The organism is Burkholderia sp. AU45274 (assembly GCF_030482505.1).
In the GTDB taxonomy this organism is placed as follows: Bacteria; Pseudomonadota; Gammaproteobacteria; order Burkholderiales; family Burkholderiaceae; genus Burkholderia.
This window is the reverse complement of record NZ_JAUJQE010000001.1, coordinates 1,135,098-1,160,035: the sequence shown is the minus strand read 5'-3', so window position 1 is coordinate 1,160,035 and position 24,938 is coordinate 1,135,098. Positions and strand designations below refer to the sequence as shown.

The 24,938-nt window shown below is 63.8% G+C and carries 20 protein-coding genes and 1 pseudogene; 8 read left to right on the top strand and 13 right to left on the bottom strand.

All coding sequences use genetic code 11. The features are described from left to right. Positions 1-45 precede the first annotated feature (45 nt). The 3 genes from QZM35_RS05190 to QZM35_RS05180 all read left to right on the top strand — a co-directional run bounded on the left by QZM35_RS05190 (position 46) and on the right by QZM35_RS05180 (position 4,100). Entirely contained in the window at positions 46-1,818 is a 1,773-nt protein-coding gene (locus QZM35_RS05190) for an iron ABC transporter permease (protein WP_174971574.1), read from the top strand. After that, on the top strand, positions 1,811-2,878 hold the full coding sequence (locus QZM35_RS05185; RefSeq protein ID WP_089432595.1) for an ABC transporter ATP-binding protein: 1,068 nt from the start codon (positions 1,811-1,813) through the stop codon (positions 2,876-2,878). Before QZM35_RS05190 ends, QZM35_RS05185 begins: the two co-directional genes overlap by 8 nt. A gap of 130 nt (positions 2,879-3,008) precedes the next feature. Then, positions 3,009-4,100, top strand: a complete 1,092-nt coding sequence (locus QZM35_RS05180) for a porin (protein WP_301775523.1) — start codon at positions 3,009-3,011, stop codon at positions 4,098-4,100. Positions 4,101-4,288: 188 nt separating this feature from the next. On the opposite strand, the gene QZM35_RS05175 is transcribed toward QZM35_RS05180, so the two are convergent. Next, positions 4,289-5,254, bottom strand: a complete 966-nt coding sequence (locus tag QZM35_RS05175) for a zinc-binding alcohol dehydrogenase family protein (protein ID WP_174971578.1) — start codon at positions 5,252-5,254, stop codon at positions 4,289-4,291. 46 nt (positions 5,255-5,300) lie between these two features. Further along, positions 5,301-5,552 carry a hypothetical protein gene (locus QZM35_RS05170; protein ID WP_174971580.1) on the bottom strand — a complete coding sequence of 84 codons (252 nt, stop codon included), beginning with the start codon at positions 5,550-5,552 and terminating at the stop codon, positions 5,301-5,303. Between the two features lie 95 nt (positions 5,553-5,647). On the opposite strand from QZM35_RS05170, the gene QZM35_RS05165 reads away from it, so the two are divergent. Next, positions 5,648-6,481: a helix-turn-helix domain-containing protein gene (locus QZM35_RS05165; RefSeq protein WP_301775522.1), complete on the top strand. Its 834-nt coding sequence runs from the start codon at positions 5,648-5,650 to the stop codon at positions 6,479-6,481. A gap of 231 nt (positions 6,482-6,712) precedes the next feature. Here QZM35_RS05165 and QZM35_RS05160 read toward each other — a convergent pair whose 3' ends face one another. The 3 genes from QZM35_RS05160 to QZM35_RS05150 are packed head-to-tail and all read right to left on the bottom strand — an operon-like array spanning position 6,713 to position 13,188. Then, on the bottom strand, positions 6,713-8,356 hold the full coding sequence (locus QZM35_RS05160; protein ID WP_301775521.1) for a DUF6396 domain-containing protein: 1,644 nt from the start codon (positions 8,354-8,356) through the stop codon (positions 6,713-6,715). After that, positions 8,353-10,416 carry a phospholipase D-like domain-containing protein gene (locus QZM35_RS05155; protein WP_301775520.1) on the bottom strand — a complete coding sequence of 688 codons (2,064 nt, stop codon included), beginning with the start codon at positions 10,414-10,416 and terminating at the stop codon, positions 8,353-8,355. The genes QZM35_RS05160 and QZM35_RS05155 overlap by 4 nt, the downstream gene beginning before the upstream one ends. Positions 10,417-10,455: 39 nt before the next feature. Further along, entirely contained in the window at positions 10,456-13,188 is a 2,733-nt protein-coding gene (locus QZM35_RS05150) for a type VI secretion system Vgr family protein (RefSeq protein WP_301775519.1), read from the bottom strand. Positions 13,189-13,346: 158 nt separating this feature from the next. Here QZM35_RS05150 and QZM35_RS05145 point away from each other — a divergent pair. After that, positions 13,347-13,553: pseudogene (locus tag QZM35_RS05145) on the top strand (AraC family transcriptional regulator); the annotation flags it as partial. A gap of 86 nt (positions 13,554-13,639) precedes the next feature. Here the strand turns inward: QZM35_RS05145 and hpaI are convergent. The 7 genes from hpaI to QZM35_RS05110 form a co-directional block, all read right to left on the bottom strand. Beyond that, on the bottom strand, positions 13,640-14,443 hold the full coding sequence (hpaI, locus tag QZM35_RS05140) for a 4-hydroxy-2-oxoheptanedioate aldolase (protein WP_301775518.1): 804 nt from the start codon (positions 14,441-14,443) through the stop codon (positions 13,640-13,642). Between the two features lie 12 nt (positions 14,444-14,455). Next, on the bottom strand, positions 14,456-15,259 hold the full coding sequence (gene hpaH, locus QZM35_RS05135; RefSeq protein ID WP_089427639.1) for a 2-oxo-hept-4-ene-1,7-dioate hydratase: 804 nt from the start codon (positions 15,257-15,259) through the stop codon (positions 14,456-14,458). A gap of 20 nt (positions 15,260-15,279) precedes the next feature. Further along, positions 15,280-15,672, bottom strand: a complete 393-nt coding sequence (locus tag QZM35_RS05130) for a 5-carboxymethyl-2-hydroxymuconate Delta-isomerase (RefSeq protein ID WP_089427640.1) — start codon at positions 15,670-15,672, stop codon at positions 15,280-15,282. Positions 15,673-15,705: 33 nt separating this feature from the next. Further along, positions 15,706-16,554 (bottom strand): 3,4-dihydroxyphenylacetate 2,3-dioxygenase, encoded by an 849-nt coding sequence (hpaD, locus tag QZM35_RS05125; protein ID WP_089427641.1) that lies wholly within the window; start codon positions 16,552-16,554, stop codon positions 15,706-15,708. A gap of 110 nt (positions 16,555-16,664) precedes the next feature. Further along, complete coding sequence (gene hpaE / locus QZM35_RS05120; RefSeq protein WP_301775517.1) at positions 16,665-18,128, bottom strand: 5-carboxymethyl-2-hydroxymuconate semialdehyde dehydrogenase; 1,464 nt, start codon at positions 18,126-18,128, stop codon at positions 16,665-16,667. 22 nt (positions 18,129-18,150) lie between these two features. Then, entirely contained in the window at positions 18,151-18,915 is a 765-nt protein-coding gene (locus tag QZM35_RS05115; protein ID WP_089427643.1) for a fumarylacetoacetate hydrolase family protein, read from the bottom strand. Further along, the gene (locus QZM35_RS05110) at positions 18,912-19,601 is read right to left on the bottom strand and encodes a fumarylacetoacetate hydrolase family protein (protein ID WP_301775516.1); all 690 of its coding nucleotides are present in this window, start codon (positions 19,599-19,601) and stop codon (positions 18,912-18,914) included. Before QZM35_RS05110 ends, QZM35_RS05115 begins: the two co-directional genes overlap by 4 nt. Positions 19,602-19,753: 152 nt before the next feature. Between QZM35_RS05110 and hpaR the strand changes: the two genes are divergently transcribed. Then, positions 19,754-20,194 carry a homoprotocatechuate degradation operon regulator HpaR gene (hpaR, locus tag QZM35_RS05105; RefSeq protein ID WP_039356885.1) on the top strand — a complete coding sequence of 147 codons (441 nt, stop codon included), beginning with the start codon at positions 19,754-19,756 and terminating at the stop codon, positions 20,192-20,194. A gap of 55 nt (positions 20,195-20,249) precedes the next feature. Here the strand turns inward: hpaR and QZM35_RS05100 are convergent, their stop codons facing one another. Further along, positions 20,250-21,461, bottom strand: a complete 1,212-nt coding sequence (locus QZM35_RS05100; RefSeq protein WP_089427645.1) for an SDR family oxidoreductase — start codon at positions 21,459-21,461, stop codon at positions 20,250-20,252. Positions 21,462-22,109: 648 nt separating this feature from the next. Between QZM35_RS05100 and QZM35_RS05095 the strand changes: the two genes are divergently transcribed. Beyond that, positions 22,110-22,454: a DUF3564 family protein gene (locus tag QZM35_RS05095; protein WP_089427646.1), complete on the top strand. Its 345-nt coding sequence runs from the start codon at positions 22,110-22,112 to the stop codon at positions 22,452-22,454. 407 nt (positions 22,455-22,861) lie between these two features. Continuing rightward, the gene (locus QZM35_RS05090; RefSeq protein ID WP_089427647.1) at positions 22,862-24,760 is read left to right on the top strand and encodes a penicillin-binding protein 2; all 1,899 of its coding nucleotides are present in this window, start codon (positions 22,862-22,864) and stop codon (positions 24,758-24,760) included. Positions 24,761-24,938: the final 178 nt, after the last annotated feature.

Sequence of the window (24,938 nt, the reverse complement as noted above, 5' to 3'; positions counted from 1 at the left end):
CGACTTCCTAGAGGCGGCCATCCGGATGGCCGCAGGGGCGAACTCATGCTTTCAACCAGCACACGCGGATCGGTGCCTGCCGTTCCGCCCGCCACCGGCCCGCGCGATGCGATTCCCGCGCTGCCGGTCAGCAGCCTGCAGCCGCTCGCCGGCATGCTGCGCTGGATCGTCGTCGCGGTACTGACCATCGCGGTCGCGCTGCCGCTCGGCTTCATCCTGTTCCAGAGCCTGCTGTCCGCGCCGTTCTTCGATGCGAACAAGACGCTCGGCATCGACGGCTTCCGTTTCGTCTTCAGCGATCCCGATTTCTGGTCGGCCGTGAAGAACTCGTTCATCATCGCCGGCGGGATGCTGTTCATCTCGATCCCGCTCGGCGGCATCCTCGCGTTCCTGATGGTGCGCACCGACCTGCCCGGCCGCCGCTGGCTCGAACCGCTGCTGCTCACGCCCGTGTTCGTGTCGCCGATGGTGCTCGCGTTCGGCTACGTGGTCGCGGCCGGCCCGGTCGGCTTCTACTCGGTGTGGTTCAAGGCACTGTTCGGGGTGCAAAGCGTGCCCTGGAACGTGTACTCGGTCTTCGCGATCACGGTGATCGTCGGCCTCACGCACGTGCCGCACGTGTACCTGTACTCGTCGGCCGCGCTGCGCAACCTCGGCTCGGATGTCGAGGAAGCCGCGCGCGTGACGGGCGCCCGCCCGTTCCGCGTCGCGCTCGACGTGAGCCTGCCGATGACGATGCCCGCGCTGCTGTTCGCCGGCGTGCTGGTGTTCTTCCTCGGCTTCGAGGTGTTCGGGCTGCCGCTCGTGCTCGGCGATCCGGAAGGCCACCTCGTGCTCGCGACCTACCTGTACAAGCTGACCAACAAGCTCGGCGTGCCGTCGTATCACCTGATGGCCGCGGTCGCGGTGTGCATCGTCGCGATCACGTTCCCGCTCGTGCTGCTGCAGCGCCGCCTGCTGAAGACCGCGAACCGCTTCGTCACCGTGAAGGGCAAGGCCGGCCGCGCGACGGTGCTGCCGCTCGGCGTATGGCGCTGGGTCGCGCTCGCGATCGTCGCGCTGTGGCTGATGCTGACCGTGATCGTGCCGATCTCGGGCATCGTGCTGCGCGCGTTCGTGACCAACTGGGGCGAAGGCGTCGCGCTCGCCGACGTGCTCACGCTGTCGAACTTCATCGAACTGTTCGAGCAGGACAACCTGGTGCGCGCGATCATCAATACGCTCGGCGTCGGCGTGATCGGCGGCGCGCTCGCGATCGGCTTCTACTCGCTCGTCGCGTTCGCCGGCCACCGCCGCCCCGACTGGGCCACCAAGCTGCTCGACTACCTCGTGCTGCTGCCGCGCGCGGTGCCCGGCCTGCTCGCCGGTCTCGCGTTCCTGTGGATCTTCCTGTTCGTCCCCGGCCTGCGCGAGCTGAAGAACTCGATGTGGAGCATCTGGATCGCGTACACGGTCGTGTGGCTCGCGTACGGGATGCGGCTCATCCAGAGCGCGCTGCTGCAGGTCGGCCCCGAGCTCGAGGAAGCCGGCCGCAGCGTCGGCGCGACGCGCAGCCGCGTGTCGCTCGACGTGACGCTGCCGCTCGTGCGTTTCGGCCTGCTCGCCGCGTGGCTCCTGATCTTCATGATCTTCGAGCGCGAATACTCGACGGCCGTCTACCTGCTGTCGCCCGGCACCGAAGTGATCGGCGCGCTGCTCGTGTCGCTGTGGGCGACCGGCGCCGTCGACCAGGTCGCCGCGCTTTCTGTCATCAACATTGCGATGGTCGGCGCCGGTCTCGGCGTGGCCCTGCGTTTCGGAGTGAAACTTCATGGATAAGCTCATCGTCGACGACCTGCACCTCAGCTACGGCACCCATCCGATCCTCAAGGGCGTGTCGTTCGAACTGAAGGCCGGCGAAGTCGTGTGCCTGCTCGGCGCGTCGGGCAGCGGCAAGACCACGCTGCTGCGCGCGGTGGCCGGCCTCGAACAGCCGTCCGACGGCCGCATCCAGCTCGACGACCGCGTGTTCTTCGACGGCGCGCAGCGCGTCGACCTGCCCGTCGAGCAGCGCTCGCTCGGCCTCGTGTTCCAGTCGTACGCGCTGTGGCCGCACCGTACCGTCGCCGACAACGTCGGCTACGGGCTGAAGCTGCGCCGCGTCGCACCGGCCGAACAGAAGCGCCGCGTGCAGTCCGCGCTCGACCAGCTCGGCCTCGGCCATCTCGCGGAACGCTTCCCGCATCAGCTGTCGGGCGGCCAGCAGCAGCGCGTCGCGATTGCGCGCGCGCTCGTCTACAACCCGCCGGTGATCCTGCTCGACGAACCGCTGTCGAACCTCGACGCCAAGCTGCGCGAGGAAGCGCGCGCATGGCTGCGCGAGCTGATCGTATCGCTCGGGCTGTCGGCCCTGTGCGTGACGCACGACCAGACCGAAGCGATGGCGATGTCCGACCGCATCCTGCTGCTGCGCAACGGTCGCATCGAGCAGGAAGGCACGCCGGCCGAGCTGTACGGCGCGCCGCGCTCGCTGTATACGGCCGAGTTCATGGGCAGCAACAACCGGATCGACGCGCGCGTCGCGGCCATTGACGGCGAACGCGTGACGCTCGCCGGCGACGGCTGGGAACTGCAGGCGCTCGCCCGCGACACCTTCGCGCCGGGCCAGGACGCGCAGGCCGTGATCCGCCTCGAGCGTGTGCAGGTCGCCGACGGCCCGGGCGCGAACCGGCTGCAGGCCGACCTCGTCACGTCGATGTATCTCGGCGACCGCTGGGAATACCTGTTCCATTGCGGCGAGATGCGCCTGCGCGCATTCGGCCACGTGCCGCGCGCAGCGGGCAAGCACTGGATCGAATTCCCGGCCAACGACTGCTGGGCGTTCGCGAAAGCGGGCTGACCCCGTCGCGGCGGCCCACGCGCCGCCGCGCATGCATTTGCGCACACATCCCTTCGCGCCCCGCATCGGCGCGACGCGTACCCGTTTTCTGTTTCAACCCGCCCACAAAAACCAAGGAGACACCGTCAAAATGAAGTCACGCGCAGAACATTCCATTCGAACAGTAGTCCTCACCAGTTCGGCCGCGGCAGCCTGTATCGCCGTGCCGGCCGCGCACGCGCAGTCGTCGGTCACGATCTACGGGATCATGGACGCCGGCATCGAGTTCGCGAACCACGCGGCGCCGGAAGGCGGCAATTCCGTCAAGCTCAAGTCGGGCAACAAGAACACGTCGCGGTGGGGCTTGCGCGGCGTCGAGGATCTCGGCGGCGGGCTGAAGGCGGTGTTCCGGCTGGAAAGCGGGATCGACCTCGCGAACGGCGCGTCCGACGACGGCCCCGACTCGATCTTCGCGCGCCGCGCGACGGTCGGCCTGAAAAGCAAATGGGGCGAACTGACGCTCGGCCGCAACTTCACCGTCACGTATGACTACATGATGCCGTTCGACCCGATGGGTTACTCGCAGAACTACTCGTGGGCCTCGTCGTCGATGGCGACCGGCGGCCGCAAGGATGGCATGTTCACGCGCTCGTCGAATGCGGTGCGCTACGACGGTGAATTCAGCGGCTTCAAGTTCGGCGCGTTGTACGGCTTCGGCAACGTGCCGGGCAGCATGAAGACCAGCTCGAAATACGACTTCGCGGCCGGCTACGAAACAGGCCCGTTCGCCGCGGTGGTCGCGTTCGACCGGCAGAACGGCGCGGCCGACAGCGTCACGCCGGCCGATGCGGTCAACTATATCCAGGGCATCCATGCCGGCCTGAGCTACGACTTCGGCAACCTGAAGACGATGGCCGGCTACCGCAACTACAAGCGCACGTATCGCACGAGCGCCGCGAACCAGTTGAGCGACATGTACTGGGTCGGCGGCTCGTATCAGTTCACGCCGACGTTCTCGCTGATCGGCGCCGTGTATCACCAGAACATCAAGGGCGGCACGGATGCCGATCCGACGCTCGTGTCGATGCGCGCGCAATACGCGCTGTCGAAGCGCACGGTGCTGTACGCAGCCGGTGCATTCGCGATCGGGCAGCATGGGCAGAAGGTCGGTGTATCGCGCGATGTCAACGGGTACGGCACCACGCAGGTCGGGGTGACGGCCGGGATTCAGCAGCGGTTCTGAGTCTCATGCGGCGGATGGCGGCGCGCGCGTTGCGTCGCTGCGCCGCGTCGCCCGTTCGCTCGCGACGGGCCACCGTTCCCTTGTTTGTTGCACGAAGCGTGCTCGCCGTACCCATCGGTATCGTGAAGAGATCACGTGCGTGAACGGTGCCCGCCGTGCGTTCGGCCACGCGGTGCACCGCCGCTTCTTCATCTGCCCTCGTCCATCGTGAACACCGATCGCACGAGGCTGCTCGTATCGCCCCAATGCACGCCGACGTCCGCCAGCGGCACTACCCGCGTCTCGATTGCCAGGCCCGCCGGCCCGGCCGCGTCGAATACGCCGCGCACCGAGGCCAGCAGGCGCGGCAACGGCACACTGCCGAGGCCGCTGCCCATCAGCTCGATGGCGGTCGCCCGCAGCACCGCGCCCGGCAGCAGCACATCCGCGCCGCCGATCGAACCGATCTGCACGAAGCGCAGCCGGCGGCCTTCGGGCGTCGCCTTCGCCGCAGCAACCAGCAGCGTCTGCGCGCTGGCACCCCACAAATAGTCGAGCACAACGTCTACGCCTGCGCGAAAGTGTGGCTCGAGCGCACGCGCCAGATGCGCGTCGTCCTGCTGCAGCGACACGACGGCATCCGCGCCCGCGTTCAGCAATGCCTGCAGCGCAGCCGCGTTGCGGCCGGTCGCGATCACCTTCGCTGCGCCGAGATGCTTCGCGATCCGCACCGCCAGCCGCCCCGACGTACCGGTCGCGCCGTTGACGAGCACCGTCTCGCCCGCGACGAGCCGGGCGCGCTCGGTCAGCGCGGCCCACGACGACATCCCGGGAATCGCGATCGCCGCGGCCGTGATGTCGTCGAGCGCGTCGGGCAACGGCACGCACCGCGTATCGGGCACGATCGTGCACTCGGCCATCGCGCCGAACGGTGCGGGCGCGCCGAAGAAATAGACGCGCTGCCCGTCATCGAGGCGGCCCACGCCGTCGACGCCGACGACGAACGGATAACGCCCTTCCGACGAGTAATGCGTACCGGACGCCCGCCCCTGCGCGATCCGGCTCAGCGCGGACGCCGTCACGTCGATCAGGCGATGGCCCGGCATCGCGCGCGGTGCGTCGAATTCCATATGGACGGGACGCTCGCCGGCGCCCGTTACGACTGCTGCTTTCATGGTGACTCCTCGAATCGGGATACTCGATCGACAGTTCCGGCGCGTGTCAATGCGCTTCGAGCCACGCGCGCAGCGCGGGATCGCGTACGTCCAGCATGTCGAACAGGCCAAGTGCGCGCAACGCGGGCAACGCGTCGATCGTGTCGGCTTCCGCGCGCGCCCGGTCGGCAGGCGCGGCGTTCGGGTCGGTCAGCACTCGCGCGTTGACCAGGAACGCGCCGACGGTGCCCTTGCGGATCGTCGTTCCGCCGGCCTCGATCCGGTCGGCATGGTCGGGAAGCATCTGTTCGGCTCGCATCGTGTCGTACTCCGGTTGTCATCGATGGATGCAGTGTAGGCGTGCGAATCCGGCCGATCTCCGGTATAACGGCCATTCGATACCGCTATCCGGCCATGTCCGATCCACTCCTGCCCGCCCGATTCGTCACGTCCGACGACGGCCCGTTCGTCGTCGCGGCCGTCCTGTCGCAACGCGACCCACGCGTGACGCCATCCCACTCGCACGCGCGCGGCCAGCTCGTCGGCGCGCTGAGCGGGCTGCTGACGATCGGTCTCGACGATCAGGACTGGGTCGTGCCGGCGATCCATGCGATCTGGATTCCGCCGCATTGCCGGCATTCGCTGCGCTCGTTCGGGCCGATTTCCGGCTGGTCGGCGTTCGTTGCCGAAGCACGCTGCGCGGCGCTGCCGGATACGCCGCGCGCGATCCGCACGACGCCGCTGCTGCGCGAGGCCGTGCAGCGCGCGGCGAGTTGGGAGGGGTCGGCGCTGGATGCCGCTCAAACGCGGATCGCCGACGTGATCCTCGATGAAATCGCGTCGTCGGAAGTCGAGGCGCTGGGGCTGGTGCGGCCGCAAGATCCGCGGCTGATGAAGATCACCGATGCGCTTGCCGCCGATCTAGCGGACAACCGGCGGCTGGAGGAATGGGCCGAATGGGCGGGCATCAGTGCCCGGACGATGAGCCGCCGCTTCGTCGCGGAGACGGGGCTGACGTTCGCGCAGTGGCGTCAGCAGGCCAGGCTGCTGCGGGCGCTGGAGCGCATTGCCGACGGCGTGCCGGTGACGACGATCGCGCTCGACCTCGGGTACGACAACGTGAGCGCGTTCATCGACATGTTCCGGCGCGCGTTGGGAACGACGCCGGGGAGGTATATGGAAGCGGACCGGCGCGGAAGGATAGGTGCGGCCGTCAGCAGGTGTGAATGGTCGCGGCCCAATTACTGATATATCAGATATTCGAACTGACCGACACACACTGCTATCACGTGGCGACGCGATTCGATTTTGATCATTCGGGTCTGCCGGACCCTCAGTGACAGACCGGTCCCGTCGTCCTGTTTCAAGACATCTCACCTATCCCGCGCACTGCAATCGACGGTGTCGCTCTTGCGATCGATTGGCTTGGCGTCAACGACGACCGCCCGAGCCTACGTCGAGTGCAGAACTACACCAAGTTTAAAGAGTAATGGTGTAAACGCCAGTGGCGCCCATTTCTGCATTTGGGCTCCCCAAATAGGTCCATTCAACATCATCGTTCGCAATGTCGATGAATTGCTCGGTAGGCGATGGAAACACCTGCCCCTTTTCGACAAACGCTTGCTGATTCCATCGGTTAAACAACGCGGCCATTGGGTGGTCATCTGCAACGCGGCCCTCCCATACGCCTGTGTCCGTGCAGCGACGATCACCCGAGCACTTCACTGCCACCGGCTGCGCCGCTACCTCGCGCAATAATCCCGATTCAACCATATTCGCCAGAAAATCTGCACGCTGCGGCGGCAGACGGTATGCTTCACCGAGGAAATGCCATTGCACTCGATCCTGCGATAGCCATTCGTGTAACGGTAACTCGAACCGCTCTCCCGTTTCGAAGCGCTCTGGCAAGCCTGATCGAGCAATCAACCGCCCGTCGGGCTCATTCGATGAACCATACAGTGCCAGCCAGTATCCCGTTTTAGGTACGCTTTGATCCCCGCCGACTGCAAGCGTGCTCGTCTCCAATGCGGCGACCGCGTAACCATCGGGTATAAAAGAACGCCCCTGAAGCGCACTACTCTTTTTCCGACTGATTGGTGGAGTAACCGCCTTCGCGGCATTGATCAGTGTTTGTCCATCACCGTTCCATTTCGGCAGCGGCGCAGGCGGTAACGGCAGTATCTTGTCCAGGTTGGGAAGCTTCAATCGTCCGTCGTAAAGTTTCAAGATATCAGCAATTTTTCCGTACCGTTGAGCACGCGCTTTGTCGATATGGCCTACCAGATTGGTTCCATTTTCGAGATCCATCCCATCAAATTCCGAAACGAGGCTATCTGCACATTTGGTGCTCCCGAGCTTCACGCCTTCATGCAAGACCTTCAGCGCACGGAGCTTCGCCTCAGGTGTATTGGAACGTGCGTAGATCAAACCCAGCTTCTCCGCGGCATCTCCATATCCCTGAGCAAAAGCACATTCGAGCATCTTGGTTCCCACCGCTTGGTTGGCCCAAAAGCCCTCGCTGGGGTTATCGTAAGACGCAGCCAGCTTGTATCCCAGAAATGCCATTGCAGCCGGGCTACCCATATCCGCTGCTCGCTGGAAAAAAGCGTAAGCGCTGGTAGCGTCCCCCTCCTTTACCACGCCGTTGAGATGATATACACCCATCCTGTCGTACGCGTCGGGAATATCGAGCCTCATCGCCTTCTCGACCCATTGAATAGCGACTTCCGGATTGTGGTCCGGTACGCCAGAATGATCACTCAAGATCAGCGACGCCAGATTCAGCATCGCTTTCCAATGCTTTTTTTCAGCTGCTTGCAGATAGAGCTGATATACCTTTGCATAGTCGATGTTGTCCGCAGGTACCGCCGGGTCATCTAGCCTCAACGCTTGCTGGAACCACATTTCTGACTGTGGATCAACGGACGACACCCGTTGCGCCTCGTAGACACAGGTAAAGTCCTTTCGGTGTGGATCAAACAGCGGTAGTTTTTCGTTTCGTGGCAGATCAGACATGGGAGTGGTCAACTTATTGCCGATAGAAGTCAGGATGCCCGCGTGCGCCGTAGTTGTTAACAACAAAGCGGCGAGGGAAAAACGCAACATATAGATAAAAATATTCATGCGTACACATTTCCAGGAGGGCCACCGACGCCACCGCCATTTGGCACGGAGATCGCCCCGTACAGCGTCGTGGTCGAACGATGCTCGACGAATGGCAACAAAAAACCCGTCATCGGCTGCGTACCCGCTTGCTGGATATCTTGATTCTTGCTCATCCGTCGATTCCAATTCCTGAATGTATCCGGCATATCTTTCGGGTGGCCGCTATATCTAATATCACCACCGTAGAGCAACCCGAATACACGCTCACGAAGATCAGCAGCATAAACACTACCGGTTGCAGCTATATTAATTTCACTATCAATAGCCATACTTCGCTGATTCAGGTTTGCACTACCCACCGTAATAAACACATCATCAATGATCATCAACTTCGAGTGAATATATATTTCCCGATAAGACATGTTTTGATCAACATCGGGACCACTCGTTCGCAATCTCGCGACACTTACAACGACACCCAGTGTTTTCTCAAGATTCTCCACACTGGGTCGATCAAGCACTTCACCGCGACCTCTGCTGCTCTTTCCATAGACAAAATCAAGCTTCCCTTTATCGACAAGCCCCTTTTGCTCGGACATCGAATCACCAGCCCCAAGCAGGGTCAGAGTGTCGTATGTTCGAGGCACCATTTCCTCCCGCTCCGGATGTGGAATCACGATAAAAAGATGCAGCTTCGGCATTTCAGTAACTGGCTTATTTGCTCCCTTCATCCAGTCATCGCAATGTTTTTTCCGTGTTTTGATCAGGTGCCGGGCAAATTCCGGGTAAAAGAAATACTGATTTTCCATGTAAATGTAGTTGCGTGCACTACTGGTAGCCTGGAAATACACCTCCTTGATCGACTTTTCTCGTTCACGAGGTTGCGTGCGCACAATTTGCACAAGATGTGCTGGATTTCCGGCTACCCGCGGAATCTTCGCTGGTGGAGCTGGAGGAATCTGGTATGGTAATTCTCCAACATTGAGTGCCGCAGCCCATGCGTTTTCAAAATTGAAATGCAGCTGCGCAAGTGCCGGCCCTACAACTCGGCACGCGTAGTCCTGAAAGGGACGTCCATGTACATAGTTTTCGTGCCCTATTCCGCGCTGCACGTCGTTTTTCGAAAACCTGTTTTTCAGACCCTGGTACAAACTAGTTTTTGCTGGCGCAGTCTGCGTTGAAATTTCGCGCTTCAGCTCGTCTTCAATAAGTGGCGATGACAAGATCTCACGCTTTCGATCGTCGATTTCATGAGCGGTACGATCCCAGTAGTCGGTAACCGAATTTAGCCCCATGACGTAACCAACCGCCTTACTTCCATTGTCGTAGTCGTAATCAATCAGGATTGGTTTCTGGTGATGTGTCCCATAATCCTCCATCCCGCTTCGTTCATCAACGACGCTGAATGTACTGGTTACGGGCTTGTCCTCTTCCGCAGGCGCAGTAGTCATCAAGGCTTTCGCATCAGCAGGCGAAACTTCACGCAGTACAACTCGAAGGCGAGGATTCTTTCCGCTATTGCTTTTTCCTCCTGGTAGGTTCTCGGCCCACCACGCAACACAGGTCTTGTGACGCTCGCTTTTCTCGTCGCCGTACGCGGGCCCTTGCCGAAGATGGTAAACAATAGGACCACTTGTCCAATTTTCCTGCACATCTGAAAAACCGGGCATATTGTTTTGGACAGCGGAACCCCGTGGAGTAGACCAGATCAGCAATCGCACTGTGACAGGATTTTCCTTGCGGGTAGTGATCTCATCCAATAACTGTCCGTAGGTTTGCCCTCGCGGCCACGTTTCACCGTCTCTCTCGAGCTCCATACCTGGATCAAAACCCCAGCAGACGATGTCTGCTGATTTCTTCGCTTCTCGCAAGTCTTTTGCGATCCGCTTAAATCCCTCTTCGCCGCAAATGATGAAGCTGAGCTTGTTTCCCCTAGTAATCGGGCAGGTGCCGTCCCCATTCTTTTCTTTCACGTCGCGATGCTCGACGAGAAATTGCATCGCATTCTTCGCCGACCTTGATTGTTCATCGATCGCGACTGTTGCGTGTTTGTGAGTTTTAAGCGGGAAATCTGCCATGGCTGCTGTTCTCAATAGTGGATGCGATTGGCGTTGCTCTCAGACATACCGCTCACCTTGATTCGTGCGTTGATCGGGGTGATCGGATTCTTCGTTGAGCGCATCCTTGACGTTTAAATTGTATTCTGCGCCGTTACTGAGTTTAGCAGTGTAGGCTTGGGTACCTGCCTGGTGGTCGTCCACAACGATCCGACCGAATTCGTCAGTGACACCTGCGCCGACCTTTGCGCTCCCCTTGTATAGCTCATAGGGCTCGCCGGCAATCAAATGCCCTTCACCCGGTAACGCCTGCAAAGCGAAGTGCAGTTGCTCCTTCTCCGGCGGCAACGCAGGAATATTCGGTGCGCTTACGCTATCAGGACCAACGAACGTCTGGCTTGCCGAATGCACTTCAAAGCCGCCCGATGTGCCGCTCTTGATTTGCCCGCTTGTCCACCGGGTATAGCTCCCGCCCCCGTTGATCTCGACTTCCTGCTGCGCACTAATCGTGATTTTTGTGGCCGTCACCGTAACGTTTAGCTTCGCCAGCAGATTGATGCTGTCCTTTAGTGCCTTCACGTCGATGTCGCCGGCCGCCGCCACGAGCCTCATGCCGGCCTCATAGGCGAACAGGCGCAGCGCTCGACGTGCACTGGCGAAAAATCCACCGCCCGTACTGACGGACATATGTTCGCCAGCAGTGACTGCTGTGGTTTTGCCACTGCTCAAGTGAATCTGCTCGTCAGTCGTAGCCGCGACGCCCGCAGGGCTGGCCAACACCAAATACGGCCGCTCGAACTGTTTGAGCGTACCGCCACCTTTTATCGAGTTCGCCTGGCTCTTCAGCGAATTGGCAACAGCCTTTTGCTCGCCATCTTGCGCGCCTGCTGCCTGGGCCGACTGCGCGACGCCGGCGGCGATATCCTGCGCGTTCACGAGTTGGAGATTGACCTCGTCGACGCTGAAAGTATCCCCAGTCGCCCCGGGGCGGGCATGCGTCGACAGGAGCATCCCGCGTGCGCCGCGTACCGCAACGTGACCATCCGTGCGCAACTCCGCGCCCTCACCACGCTTCTCGCCGCGCCCAGCGGGTTCGCTGACTCGCGTGAGGTAGCCCAAATGCAGTCCTGACTCAAGATGATCGCTCCGAATCTGAGTCTGCACTTGCCCCGCCGTATCATCTTTCAGCCAGACGTTATTCTGCTCTCCACCAATCTCCTTGCTGACGAAACCCGAAAGGGCATGTTGGTCGGGAAGATTCCACTGCGGCCGATGCGTGCCGTTCCCCACACGGGCCGTGATCACCGGCCTGTCAGGGTCACCCTCGAAAAATGGCACGATCACCTCGTCACCGACTCTTGGTAACTGAATACCGCCAAACTGAGCGCTGGACCACGGCTGTGCAACCCGCACCCAGCACGAGCTGCATTCGTCACGTTTTCCAATGCGGTCCCAGTGGAACTGTACCTTCACGCGCCCCAGTTCATCCGTATAGACTTCCTTACCTTGCGGACCCACCACAGTAGCCGTCTGCATCTGCATGACTGGCTTTCGGTGTTCGAACGGGCTGCGGTACGGAACGGCCTTTCTTTGCGCCTCTACCTCGACGAGAAAGAAGCCTTTGGCTCCATGATCGTGCGCAATGATCGAAGTGTTTCCGATGCCACGGCTCGCCATTGCGTCGGACAGGCGCCCCTGCAGTCCATAAGGGAAGTTTGCGTGATGACTTGAGCCTGGGAGGTTGTTCTCAATCAGCCATACGGTTTCGATAATCGCGAATTCACGCCGCTCGGCAGAATCCCGATCGTGCTCTGGATGCCCGGTGAGTTCGAACCACCTGCCTGCATCGGCCGCACGCAGGCCGCCAGTACCGTAGAACCGCTTGGCGCTCGACTCCCACTCCTCCATTTGCACCTTGGCAAGGTGCTCTCCTCGCTCTTGCTTCAGATAGGTGTACGGCCCGGTGTACTCGTACATCTCCAACTGTTCGGGCAATTCGGGCAACACTGTCGGAACATTAGTGCCCTTGGGATTTCCCAGCGATGATGGATTCTTGTAGTCGAACGTGCGGGTCGTCAGCGCGGCGCTATGCAGGACTCGCACTCCCGACCAGTGAACCAGTGCATCAACCTCGCTGTTTGCACCGTCACGCGAAAATTGAACCGCTTGCGGAGTTAATTGCTCACAAGTATCCAGGCGATCGGTAACTGTCAGCACGTGCGATTTGCCATCGCCAGCCTGCGTCCAAATGCCGAACAACCCTTCTGCTTCCATGAGCCGGTGAACGAAGTTCCAGTCGTCCTCGTACTGGGTGCAATATGATCTTGGCGGCAGCGCCTTTGAAAGTGCGAACTTGAACTGTCCTTTCGCCTGCGGATGGGCGTTGAACACGTCGCTGAGGATCTCATCGACAGGCTTGTCCTGCCAGATACGTTGATCCCGACGAAACTTAAGGAAATTCATCCACGATGCGAACCCGATCTGGTAGCTGGTCAGCCCACCTTCCGCTCCCAGCCGTCTTATCGAATAAACATAGCCATGCCGTGGCAGATACGACTTGTTCGCCTGCTGGATCCAAAGGGTGATAGGTTGCCCAATCAGCTTCTTTAGTTTGAGATCGTTGCGCGTCGACAACACATCGAGCGTGAAGTCGTAGTGCCGCCCGATCCGAGACCAGCCCGCTACGCGATGCGGTAGCAGCACGTTGGGGCCCAGCGGACTATCGAGTTTCAGTAGACGGTCTTGCTGAAGCAATCCGCCTTGAAGGGCCCTCACAATATCTTGCGCGTTCATTCCCATCCCTTTATTACTTTTTGCTTACTTATTGTCATTAATATGACATGGGCTCTCTTGCGCGATTCTAACTGCACTCAGATCAGTATTGCATCAGGTTACAAAAACTTGCGTATCTAGACGCCACGGCTCGCGCCGCCACCGGGTCTGCGTTCAGGAAGATTACCGACGTGCTGGCTACGAATCTCGCGGACAACCGGCGACTGGAGGATTGGCTCGAATGGGCCGGCATCGGTGCGCGGACGATGTGCCGCCGCTTTGTCGCCGAGACTGGACTGACGTTCGCGTAGCAACGCCAGTAGGCCGGACTGCTGCGAGCGCTGGGGACGACGCACGGGAAATATATGGAGGCAGAACAACGCGCAGAATGGTCAGCCCTGCACGCGCATGAAGTCGCAGAACGGAGAGCAGGCGTTCGGTTGACAGAAACCCGCCGCGCGCAGCCGCTGCGTCAATATGTGCCGTCGCCCTCCTTCGCCTCGCCACCCTTCCCCTTGAACTGCGCAGCCAACCGCTCCGCACTCCTCGCCAGCAGCGTCGTATCGACACCGACCGCGACGAACAACGCCCCCGCCTCCAGATAGCGCCGCGCGGCCGCCTCATCGGCGCTCAGAATGCCCGGCGCCTTGCCAGCGGCCTTGATCGTCCGGATCGCGCCATCGATTGCCGCCTGCACATCCGGATGTCCCGGATTGCCGAGATGCCCGAGGTCGGCCGCGAGATCCGCCGGCCCGATGAACACACCGTCCACACCTTCGACCCGCGCAATCGTCTCGATCGCGTCGAGCCCCGCCCGCGTCTCGACCTGCACGAGCACGGCCATCTCGTCGTTCGCGCGATGCAGGTAGTCACCGACGCGATTCCACCGCGACGCACGCGCCAGCGCACTGCCCACGCCACGAATCCCGTGCGGCGGATAACGCGTCGCCGCCACCGCCGCGCGCGCCTCGTTGGCGCTCTGCACCATCGGCACGAGCAATGTCTGCGCCCCAAGGTCGAGCACCTGCTTGACGATCACCGGATCGTTCCACGGCACGCGCACGACCGGATGCGACGGATACGGCGCGATCGCCTGCAGTTGCGCGAGGATCGTCGGCACCGTGTTCGGCGCATGCTCGCCGTCGATCAGCAGCCAGTCGAAACCGGCGCCCGCGACCACCTCGGCGCTGTACGGATTCGCGAGCCCGAGCCACAGCCCGATCTGCGCGTCGCCGCGTGCCAGCGCGGCCTTGAAGACATTCGAAGGAATCTGCATCGTTCGCTCACCTCATTCGAAGTAGCACTGGATCGTCCCGAGCGGGCCGTAGTCGACGCTGAACGTGTCGCCCGGCCGCGCCGCACACGGCCGCGTGAACGAACCGCCAAGCACGATCTGCCCCGGCTCCAGCGCGACGTCGAAGCGCGCGAGCCGGTTCGCGAGCCACGCGACGCCGTTCGCCGGATGGTTCAGCACGCCGGCCGCGACGCCCGTTTCCTCGACCACGCCGTTGCGCGACATGATCGCCGCGACCCAGCGCAAGTCGACGTCCTGCGGCTTCACGGGCCGCCCGCCGATCACGACGCCCGCGTTCGCCGCGTTGTCGGCGATCGTGTCGAACACCTTGCGCGGCCGCTTCGTGTCGGGGTCGATCGACTGGCTGCGCGCGTCGATGATCTCGAGCGCCGGCACCACGTAGTCGACCGCGTCGTACACGTCGAAGATCGTGCAGTCCGGGCCGGTGAGCCGCTTGCCGAGCACGAACGCGAGCTCGACCTCGACGCGCGGCACGATGAAGCGGCCGGTGGGAATCGTGCCGCCGTCGGCGAAGAACATGTCGTCGAGCAGCGCGCCGTAGTCGGGCTCGTCGATCTGCGACGTGTTCTGCATCGCCTTCGACGTCAGGCCGATCTTGTGGCCCTTCAGCGTGCGGCCTTCCGCGAGCTTGAGGGCGACCCACGTGCGCTGGATCGCGTACGCGTCGTCGATCGTGATGTCGGGATGGTCGAGCGAGATCTGGCGGATCTGCTTGCGCTCGCGCTCGGCGTCGTGCAGGCGCTGCGCGAGCTGGTCGATGATGGCGGGTTCGAGCATGGTCGGATCGGGAATGGGGTTCAGCCGGCCCGCTTGTAGCGGGCGTGAATGTTGTTGTGCTTGTACGAGCCGCTTTCGCTGAACTCGGTCAGTTCCATCGACAGCGCCAGGTAGCGTTTCGCGTACAACTCCGCGAAATGCGCGTTGATCGCGTCGAACAGTGCGTCGCACGCGGCCTTTTTCTGCTCGTCGGTACGGCCCGAGCCGATCTTGAGCGTCACGTGGACGAACGCGTCGTCCTCCGTGCCGTCGGCCACGCAATAGTCCTGCAGCTCGATCGCGCGCGAGCGGATGCCGCCCGTCGGGAACACGCCGCCCTGTGCGATCAGCGTGGCGTTGATCGTGCGCAGCAGCGCGGGAATGCGCGCGTCGTCGCGAATGTTCGCGGTGTATTCGACGACGATGTGTGGCATGGCGGGTCTCCTGTCGAAGGCGTGGCGCAGCGCTCAGGCGAGCGGAAAGATCGCATTGATCTGCCCGGTGCCCGAACTCGCGAAATAGTCGGTGACGATCTCGACGGGCTTGTCGTAGCGATCCCAGCCGAGCAAGCCGAGCAGCATCGCGGTGTCGTGCATCCCGCCTTCGCCGTGGCAATGCGTGTTGTACTCGGGCAGCATCGCGCAGAAGGTCTTGAAATCGCCCTGCTTCCACAGCTCGACCACGCGCAGGTCGACCTGCCGGAAGAATTCGCGGCTGATCTCGTGGATCGACTCCTCGGGGCTGCCGTTGTCGTTGAAGCGGTGCGACAGCGACCCGCTCGCGAGAAACGCGACGTTCGAATCGCTCTTCTCGATCGCTTGGAGCAGCGCCTCGCCGAAGCGCCGGCTTTCGTCGAGCTGATGCCACATGCACCAGCCGGCGATCGACACGACCTTGAAGTGCTGGTCGGCGTTCATGTAGCGCATCGGCACCAGCGTGCCGTATTCGAGTTCGAGGCTGTCGATCTCGTGCGCGCGGGTCGCGATCCCGCGCTCGGTGGCCGTCTCGGCGATCAGCCGGCCGAGCGCCGGGTTGCCTGGATACGCGTACTGCATGTCGCGGATGAAATGCGGCAGCTCGTTGCTCGTGTACGTGCCCGAGAACTGCGCATTGCAGTTCACGTGATAGCCGGCGTTGACGAGCCAGTGCACGTCCGACACGACGATCGTGTCGACGCCGAGCGCGCGGCAGCGCTCGCCGATCAGTTGATGGCCGCGGATCGCCGCTTCGCGGCAGCCGTGATGCCTGCCGGGCAGTTCCGACAGGTACATCGACGGCACGTGCGTGATTTTCGCGGCGAGGGACAGTTTGCCCATCGTTCAAGTCTCCTGTCGGCCGGAGTTAGCGCTTTAGCGCTTACTCCGGTCCCATGCTCGGCCGGCGTGCCGGCCAAGGAATCATTTGTGCTGCCGACGACCGTCGCCCGTCACACGCCCCAGCGCGGAATGTGGTGCGAACCCATCGAGATGCACACGTTCTTGATCTCCGCGAACACCTCGAAACTGTATTCGCCGCCCTCTCGCCCGGTGCCCGACTCCTTCACGCCGCCGAACGGCTGGCGCAGGTCGCGCACGTTCTGGCTGTTCACGAACACCATCCCGGCCTCGATGCCGCGTGCGAGGCGATGCACCTTGCCGACATCCTGCGTCCAGATGTACGAGGCGAGCCCGTAGGACGTGTCGTTCGCGAGCCGCAGCCCTTCTTCCTCGTCCTCGAACGGGATCAGGCACGCGACCGGCCCGAAGATCTCTTCCTGCGCGACGCGCATCCGGTTGTCGACATCGGCCAGCACGGTCGGCCGCACGAAGTTGCCGTTGCGCAGATGGTCGGGCAGGCCCGCCGGCTTGTCCGCGCCGCCCGCGACCACGCGCGCGCCTTCCTGCTCGCCGATGCGGATATAGCCCGTCACCTTCTCCCAGTGCTGGCGCGTGATCATCGCGCCGAGATTCGTGGCCGGATCGGACGGATCGCCGACCACCAGGTTGTTCGCGCGGCGTGCGAACTCCTGCACGAAGCGGTCGTAGATCGTGCGCTGCACGAAGATCCGCGAGCCGGCCGTGCAGCGTTCGCCGTTGATCGAGAAAATCGTGAACAGCGACGCATCGAGCGCGCGATCGAAATCGGCATCGTCGAAGATCAGCACCGGCGACTTGCCGCCAAGCTCCATCGAATACTTCTTGAGACCGGCACGCTCCATGATCCGCTTGCCGGTGACCGTGCCGCCGGTGAACGACACCGCGCGCACGTCCGGATGGCGCACGAGTGCATCGCCGGCCGTCGCGCCATAGCCCTGCACGACGTTCAGCACGCCCGGCGGAATGCCGGCTTCGAGCGCGAGGCGGCCGAGCTGGTCCGCCGTCAGCGGCGACAGTTCCGACATCTTCAGCACGGCCGTGTTGCCGAGCGCGAGACACGGCGCCGTCTTCCACGTCGCGGTCATGAACGGCACGTTCCACGGCGACACCAGCGCACACACGCCGACCGGCTGGTACAGCGTGTAGTTCAGCATCTGGTCGTCGACCGGATAGGTGCGGCCGTTCATCTGCACGCACACTTCCGCGAAGAAGTTGAAGTTCTCCGACGCGCGCGGAATCAGCTGCTTGCTCGTCTGCGCGATCGGCAGGCCGGTGTCCTGCGTCTCCAGCGCCGCGAGCATCGGCACGTTCCTCTCGATCAGCTCGCCGAGCTTGCGCATCAGCTTCGCGCGCTCCTTGGCGGGCGTGTTCGCCCATTTCGGGAACGCTTCCTTCGCGGCGCGCACGGCCGCGTCGACTTCGGCCTCGCCGCCCGATGCGACGTCGGTGATGACCTCGCCGGTCGCGGGATTCAGCGTCGTGAACGTCTCGCGGCTCTCGACTTCGCGGCCGTCGATCCAGTGCTTGATGGTCATGCTCTCTCCTTGGGCGACGGGCTCAGCCGGCGCGATAGTAGTCTGCTTCGCCGACGATCGTGTTCACGAGCCGGCCAATCCCTTCGATCTCGGTCACGACCTCGTCGCCCGGCTTCGTGTCCGCCAGCCCCTCGGGCGTGCCGGTCAGGATCAGGTCGCCCGGCGAGAGCGTCATGAAGCCGCTGATGTGCTCGATCAGCGCGGGCACGTCGAAGATCATGTCGCGCGTGCTGCCGCGCTGCGTCTCCTGGCCGTTCACCGTCGTGCGCAGCGTCAGGTCGCCCGCATCGCCGATCTCGTCGCGGCTGACGAACCACGGCCCGAGCGGCGTGCAGGTGTCGCGGTTCTTCACGCGCAGGTTCGGGCGGTAGTAGTTCTCGAGATAGTCGCGGATCGCGTAGTCGTTCGCGACCGTGTAGCCGGCCACGTAGTCGAGCGCCTGCGCGCGACTCACGTTGCGCGCGGGCCGGCCGATCACGACGGCCAGCTCGCACTCGTAATGCATGTGGGTGGCATCCGCCGGGCGCACGGTGCGCGACCGGTGGCCGATGAACGTGTTCGGCCCCTTCAGGAAGATCAGCGGCTCGCTCGGCGCGTTGAACGCGAGTTCCTTCGCGTGGTCGGCGTAGTTGAGGCCGAGCGCGAACGTCGTGCGCGGCGCGACGGGTGGCAGCCATTCGACCGCCTCTTCCGCGACGACGCGCCCCGTATCGAGGCGGATCGCACCGTCGCCGGCCGGTTCGGCCGCATGCAGTGCGCCGTTGTAGATGACGCGTGCGGTTTTCATCGTGCTTCCTCCGCGATCAGCGTGTGTCGCAACGTGCCGATGCCGGCGGCCGAAATCTCGATCGTGCTGCCCGCGCGGGCGCGCGGTGCGCCGCCGGCAACGCCGAGCAGCAGGACATCGCCCGCGTCGAAGGACATGAAGGCCGTCACGTCGGCGATCAGCTCGCGCACGGGGCGAATCAGCGTGGCCGTCGACGCAGACACGGCTACGTCGCCGTCGATCCGCACGGTCAGGCCGATCGCGTCGACCTCGCCCAGCGCAGAGGCCGGCACGAAAGCCGGGCCCAGCGGGCAGAAACCATCGCGGCACTTGAAGCGCACGGCCGGACGGTAGTAATCGGGATGCGGCACCGACACATCGCTTGCGAGCGTGAAGCCGTGCACATAGTCGAGCGCCCGTTCGGCCGGCACGCGCGTCGCTCGGCGAGCAAACACGACGGCCACCGATGCGCCGATCTCCAGCGCGTCGACACCGGCAGGCACGATGACGGCCGCGCCGTCGCTCGCATGCGTGTTGGCGGGCTTGATGTACAGGATCGGCGCCTGCGGCGGGCGGCCGTAAGGCGGTGCGTTCACGGCATCGCCGAGCGCGTCGAGCGCCGCGCGCTCGTTGAGCAGCGCACCGTAGACGGTACCGATGGCGACCGGCAACGGCGGCGCCGCGGCGGTCGTGCAAGACAGCTCCATGCGTCATTCCCCTGCCGCGCGTCGCGGCGCATCGTCAATAGTTAATATCTTAAGTAAACAATCGAACGCTGGCAACCTCGATTACCCTGATAGGCGAAATTCACTACCCGCGGCTGTTAAGATTGATGCGTCCCCGTCCTCTGCTCTCCCCGATGAACCGTACGCTCGACCACCGCAACCTGGCCATGCTGCTGCTCGAGGCCCGCGAAACGCTGATGGGTCTGTTTCGCCCCATTCTCAAGGAATTCGCGCTGACCGAACAGCAATGGCGGATCATCCGCGTGCTCGACGGCGAACCGGCGCAGGCGCTCGAAGCGGGACAGATCGCGCGGCGCTGCTGCATCCTGAGCCCGAGCCTGACCGGCGTGCTGGAACGGATGGAGCGCGACGGCCTGATCACGCGCACACGCGCGCAGGAAGATCAGCGCCGGCTGCTGGTCAGCCTGACACCGCAAAGCAGGAAACTGGTCACGGAAATCGGTCCGCGGATCGACGAGCAGTACCGGCAGCTCGAATCGCGGTTCGGCCAGGACGGCCTCGAAGACATCTACCGCGCGCTCGACCGGCTCATCGAGCTCGGCGGCAACACGTGAAAACGGCGCCCGTTCCCGCCCACCGCGGGAACGGGCGCCGGTGCGGCGCGGGTGATCAGTGCACCGTGCCGCGGATCAGCTCGGTCACGGCCACGCCGCGCGACGTGCGCATGCATTCTTCGACGTAGTCGATGAACGGCAGCGGCTCGAAATCGATTTCGTCGCGCACGCGGCGGTTGTCGAACACGCGATCGACCGTCGCGAATTCCCCGCAGCGCTGCAGTGCCCGGCCGATCACGCGTTCGAGTGCCGGATCGGTCCGCCCCAGCACATCGCGCACCACGAGCGGCAACTCGGCCGGCGCACACGCCGCGTAGCGCGGCGCGCCCGTCATCCCCGCCGCCTCGTCCATCGCACGCACGATCTGCGCGACCTGCGGCGCCTCGTCGCCGGCCGACACGTGATACAGGTCGTGCGCGAGCGTCGGCTTGACGGCCAGCAGCATCGTCGCGCGCGCCACGTCGTCCACCGACACGATGTCGATGCGCGTCATCGGCCGCGCGGTGAAGCGGCGCGCGGCATGCGCGAGCCGGAACATCCAGAACGAATTCGGCGCGGGCCGCGTACCGAGCACCGTGTGGCCGACCACATGCGACGGCCGCACCACGACGAGCGGCAGCCCGAGCGCCCGCAGCCGCTGCTCGGTCTCGGCCTTCGCATGCAGGTAGTCCGCCGCGAGCACCGCACCCGGCAAGCCCTCTTCGTCGCGCGCGACGTCGTTCGCCGCAGCGGCCGCGGCTTCTTCCTGCACGATCCCGCCGCGGCCCGCATGCGCATAGGCCGTGCCGACGTACACGAAGCGCTGCAGGCGCGGCGCCCGGGCGAAGCGCTCGGCGAAGCGCACCGCATCGGCGATGTCGGCGCGCAGGTGCGCGCCGTCGGCCGGCGACGCATGGCCCGCGCAATGAATCACGTGCGTCGCGGCGGCGAGGCGCGGCGCGTCGGCGCCCTGCCACACGTCGCCGAGCGCACCGACGATCACGTTCGCATCGGTCAGGCGCGACGCCCAGTACGGCGCCAGCCCCGCGCGCAGCGCCGCTTCGCGCAGCCGCGCGACGGCGTGGCCGCGATCCTGCGCACGCACGACGCAGACGATGCGGTCGAGCAGCCCCGCATTGACGAGCGCCGTCAGTACGGTACTGCCGATGAAGCCGGTTGCGCCGGTCAGCACCAGCCGCCCGACGTTCGCCGCCGCGACCGGTGCGCTGGCCGGCGACACGAGGCTCGTCCGCCAGTTGAGCGACAACGCGGTTTTCCAGATCAGCACGATAGTCTCCTTCGAAGAGTCGGCCGGGCGGCGCGACGCCCGCGGTTGCGGGTTGCGCACGGCTCACCGGCCGGGCCGGGGCCTGACGCGCGCCCCGGCAGTCCCGATCGGGCGTGCGGCCCGCGATCGCGTCGATCGCGTCTCTGGCACGAGGCGGCGGCAGCCGCCGAGGACGGGCGTCCGCGGCACTGGATCGGGAAGATCTCAGTGTGGGGCCCGACCGCAGGCAAGTCTGTCCCGAAAGTTTCGTGAAAGTGTGCCGATTTGTATGGGATTGTCGGAGTGTGTCGTACCGGGCGCGCCGTCAACCTGCCGCAACATCCGATCGGCCCGCGTTCCGACGGTGCGGCGCCCCGGTCGGCCCGGTTTCCCCGGCGGGTCATGCGCGACAGATCGACGCGCCTCGCGGCCATGTCATCCCATGTCTCGATGATCGGCCGCCCCCCATCGGCACCGCGATCGCCGGCACGCGTGTGTTTGCGCGTACTGGGCCGGAATTACCATGAATCGTCAGACGTCGTTCCATCTGAAATCGCAATGGACTCAATATGAATTTATTGCGGATTATCACTTGCGTTTCACGCCAGTCTATCTAGACTGGTCAAGTCAAAACGGTCGAATGTGTCATTTTTTTAGGAGACGATCACAATGCGCCTCACCATTCGGATTAATGGCAGCGAATCGGCAACCCGGCACGCCTTCGCGGTACTGTGGGTCGATACCGACGAGGGCCTGTGGTCGCGCGAGGCACATCAGGGCATGGATCTTCCGACCTGGGGCAAGGTCCGCGACGTCGAGGGCGCAATGGCGCTCTGCGCGGCCGACAGCGGGAATGCCGTGTGCCAGTTGAAGGGACTGTCGTTCGGTGCGACGCAGCGCGAACAGGGCCCCGCGGTGCTCGCCGGCAATCATCCCGGCGCGTGGCGACTGCAGGCTGTCGATCGTTGCACGAGCGAGCCGGAATACCGGGAATTCATTTCCGTCGCCCGATAGAAATAATCGATGTAATTCGTCTGCGGTTTTCGGGTTTATTCCGGTTTCAGCGATATTCATTTCGATATTCAGCATTAACGGCGCCCCACTTCGGGGCGTTTTCATTTTCCGGCTTAAAGAAATAACCACGGGCCGGTCAATTGATCGCACACCGGGGAGGATCGGCCTCGATCCGTACCGGAAATCCCCCACCCGCCCGTTCTGCACGTCGCAAGTCACCCGAGTTTCATCGTCACTGCTTCGGGAAAATGTCGCTCCCTCCCCCTTTTCCACCCGGTGTCAGCGCGCCGATACCCGCTTTTTCTCGGGGCCGGAACATACTTTCCCCACACGGCGTTTACTCATTTATTACAATCGCATTATTCAGACTGACTCGCCGCCCTCGGGCGGCCCGACCCGGCCATTGCATGAGCGTGAAAAAGAAGACCCACCCCGCCGATCCGTACGCGGCCGCGACCAAGCATCCGATGCTTGCGTCGCGCCTGCCGATGTGGCGCTCGAAGCTGATCGTGATCATCGTGTTCCTCGCGTTCGCCGCGCTGATCGGCCGCGCCTTCTGGGTGCAGGTCGCGAACAAGGAGTTCTACGTCGGCCAGGGTCAGAAACGCTACCAGCGCACGATCGAGCTCGACGCGACGCGCGGGCGCATCGTCGACCGCAACGGCGCGATGCTTGCCGTCAGCCTGTCGACCTATGAAATCTGGGCGAACCCGAAACAGGTCGCCGACACCGATTACCCGCAGATCTCGAAGCTGCTCGACATGCCGCTCGTCGAGGTCAAGCGGCGCCTCGGCAACGACAAGACGTTCGTGCTGCTCAAGCGGCAGGTCGACGCGGACACCGCGGGCAAGCTCGACAAGCTCGCGATCGACGGCGTCACCCAGATCGCCGATTCGAAGCGTTTCTACCCGGAAGGCGAATCGGCCGCGCACGTGGTCGGCTTCACGAACGTCGAGGACAAGGGGCAGGAAGGCGTCGAGCTCGCGGCGAATGCGCGCCTGGTGGGCACGTCCGGGCAGCGCGAGGTGATCCGCGACCGGCTCGGCCGCATCGTGTCGGATACGCGCCCGCTCGTCCCGGCGCAGCACGGCGCGACGATCGAACTGACGATCGACCGCCGCATCCAGCAGCTCGCGTTCAGCCAGCTCAAGGCGGCCGTGGTCGAGAACAACGCGGTGGCCGGCAGCGTCGTGGTGCTCGACGCGCAGAACGGCGAGATTCTCGCGCTCGCGAACTATCCGACCTTCGACCCGAACGATCGCGCGCGCCTCACCGGCCAGCAGTTGCGCAACCGCGCGGTGATCGACACGTTCGAGCCGGGCTCGACGATCAAGCCGCTCGTCGTCGCGCTGTCGATCGACGAGCGCAAGGTCACGCCGAACACGATCATCAACACGTCGCCGGGCACCTACAAGATCGGCCCGGCCGTGATCCACGACACGTCGAACCACGGGTCGCTGACGGTGTCGCAGGCGCTGCAGAAGTCGAGCAACGTCGCGCTCGCGAAGCTCGCGCTGAACCTGCCTGCCGAAACGATCTGGAACAAATACCAGGAATACGGAATCGGCCGCGCACCGGAACTCACGTTCCCGGGCGTCGCGTCGGGCCGGCTGCGCGGCTACAAGCGCTGGCGGCCGATCGAGCAGGCGACGATGGCGTACGGCTACGGCCTGTCGATGTCGCTGCTGCAGATCGCGCAGACCTACACGGCCTATGCAGGCGACGGCACGCTGCACCCGGTGTCGCTGCTGAAGAACGGCACCGACCAGCAGACGATCGACGCGCATCGCGGCCACCGCGTGACGTCGCCGCAAACGGCCGCGGCGATCCGCTCGATGCTCGAGATGGCGGTCGGCGAAGGCGGCACGGGGCGCCGCGCGCGCGTCGACGGCTACCGGATCGGCGGCAAGACGGGTACCGCGCGCAAGCAGGTCGGCGCGACCTATGCGAAGGGCAAGTACCGCGCGCTGTTCGCCGGGATGGCGCCGATGAGCAACCCGCGCCTGATCGTCGCGGTGATGATCGACGAGCCGCGCGGCAAGGGCTACTACGGCGGCACGGTGGCCGGCCCGGTGTTCGCGTCGGTCACGAGCGGCTCGCTGCAGCTGCTCGGCGTGCCGCCCGACGCGCCGGTCGAGCCCGAGAAGGCGCCGCCGGCGAAGGCCGTTGCGCCGCAAAAGACGGTGGCTGCACCGAAAGCGGCGGCAACCCAGGCCAAGACAGCCGCGGCGCCGAAAGCCGCCGCATCCCTGAAGACGGCCTCGCCATCGAGCGCGCCGGCGCAGGCAAACACGGCGGCGGGTTGATCGGCGCTGCCCGCGCGACGCGCCGCCGTCCCGGCGCGCGCGTCACGCTCCGACAGCCTCGTCGCCGCCTCAGACCTACCCGTCATCGGGCACCGTCCCACTTTCCAGGAACGCCGCGCGTCATTTGAGCGTTCCCGCCGCTGCTCCCTACCAATTTTTCACGCCTCGGCCCACCCGG

Coding starts and splice junctions, on each gene's coding strand:
- QZM35_RS05190 (WP_174971574.1), top strand. CDS start 46: ATGCTTTCAACCAGCACACGCGGATCGGTGCCTGCCGTTCCGCCCGCC.
- QZM35_RS05185 (WP_089432595.1), top strand. CDS start 1,811: ATGGATAAGCTCATCGTCGACGACCTGCACCTCAGCTACGGCACCCAT.
- QZM35_RS05180 (WP_301775523.1), top strand. CDS start 3,009: ATGAAGTCACGCGCAGAACATTCCATTCGAACAGTAGTCCTCACCAGT.
- QZM35_RS05175 (WP_174971578.1), bottom strand. CDS start 5,254: ATGAAAGCAGCAGTCGTAACGGGCGCCGGCGAGCGTCCCGTCCATATG.
- QZM35_RS05170 (WP_174971580.1), bottom strand. CDS start 5,552: ATGCGAGCCGAACAGATGCTTCCCGACCATGCCGACCGGATCGAGGCC.
- QZM35_RS05165 (WP_301775522.1), top strand. CDS start 5,648: ATGTCCGATCCACTCCTGCCCGCCCGATTCGTCACGTCCGACGACGGC.
- QZM35_RS05160 (WP_301775521.1), bottom strand. CDS start 8,356: ATGAATATTTTTATCTATATGTTGCGTTTTTCCCTCGCCGCTTTGTTG.
- QZM35_RS05155 (WP_301775520.1), bottom strand. CDS start 10,416: ATGGCAGATTTCCCGCTTAAAACTCACAAACACGCAACAGTCGCGATC.
- QZM35_RS05150 (WP_301775519.1), bottom strand. CDS start 13,188: ATGAACGCGCAAGATATTGTGAGGGCCCTTCAAGGCGGATTGCTTCAG.
- hpaI (WP_301775518.1), bottom strand. CDS start 14,443: ATGCAGATTCCTTCGAATGTCTTCAAGGCCGCGCTGGCACGCGGCGAC.
- hpaH (WP_089427639.1), bottom strand. CDS start 15,259: ATGCTCGAACCCGCCATCATCGACCAGCTCGCGCAGCGCCTGCACGAC.
- QZM35_RS05130 (WP_089427640.1), bottom strand. CDS start 15,672: ATGCCACACATCGTCGTCGAATACACCGCGAACATTCGCGACGACGCG.
- hpaD (WP_089427641.1), bottom strand. CDS start 16,554: ATGGGCAAACTGTCCCTCGCCGCGAAAATCACGCACGTGCCGTCGATG.
- hpaE (WP_301775517.1), bottom strand. CDS start 18,128: ATGACCATCAAGCACTGGATCGACGGCCGCGAAGTCGAGAGCCGCGAG.
- QZM35_RS05115 (WP_089427643.1), bottom strand. CDS start 18,915: ATGAAAACCGCACGCGTCATCTACAACGGCGCACTGCATGCGGCCGAA.
- QZM35_RS05110 (WP_301775516.1), bottom strand. CDS start 19,601: ATGGAGCTGTCTTGCACGACCGCCGCGGCGCCGCCGTTGCCGGTCGCC.
- hpaR (WP_039356885.1), top strand. CDS start 19,754: ATGAACCGTACGCTCGACCACCGCAACCTGGCCATGCTGCTGCTCGAG.
- QZM35_RS05095 (WP_089427646.1), top strand. CDS start 22,110: ATGCGCCTCACCATTCGGATTAATGGCAGCGAATCGGCAACCCGGCAC.
- QZM35_RS05090 (WP_089427647.1), top strand. CDS start 22,862: ATGAGCGTGAAAAAGAAGACCCACCCCGCCGATCCGTACGCGGCCGCG.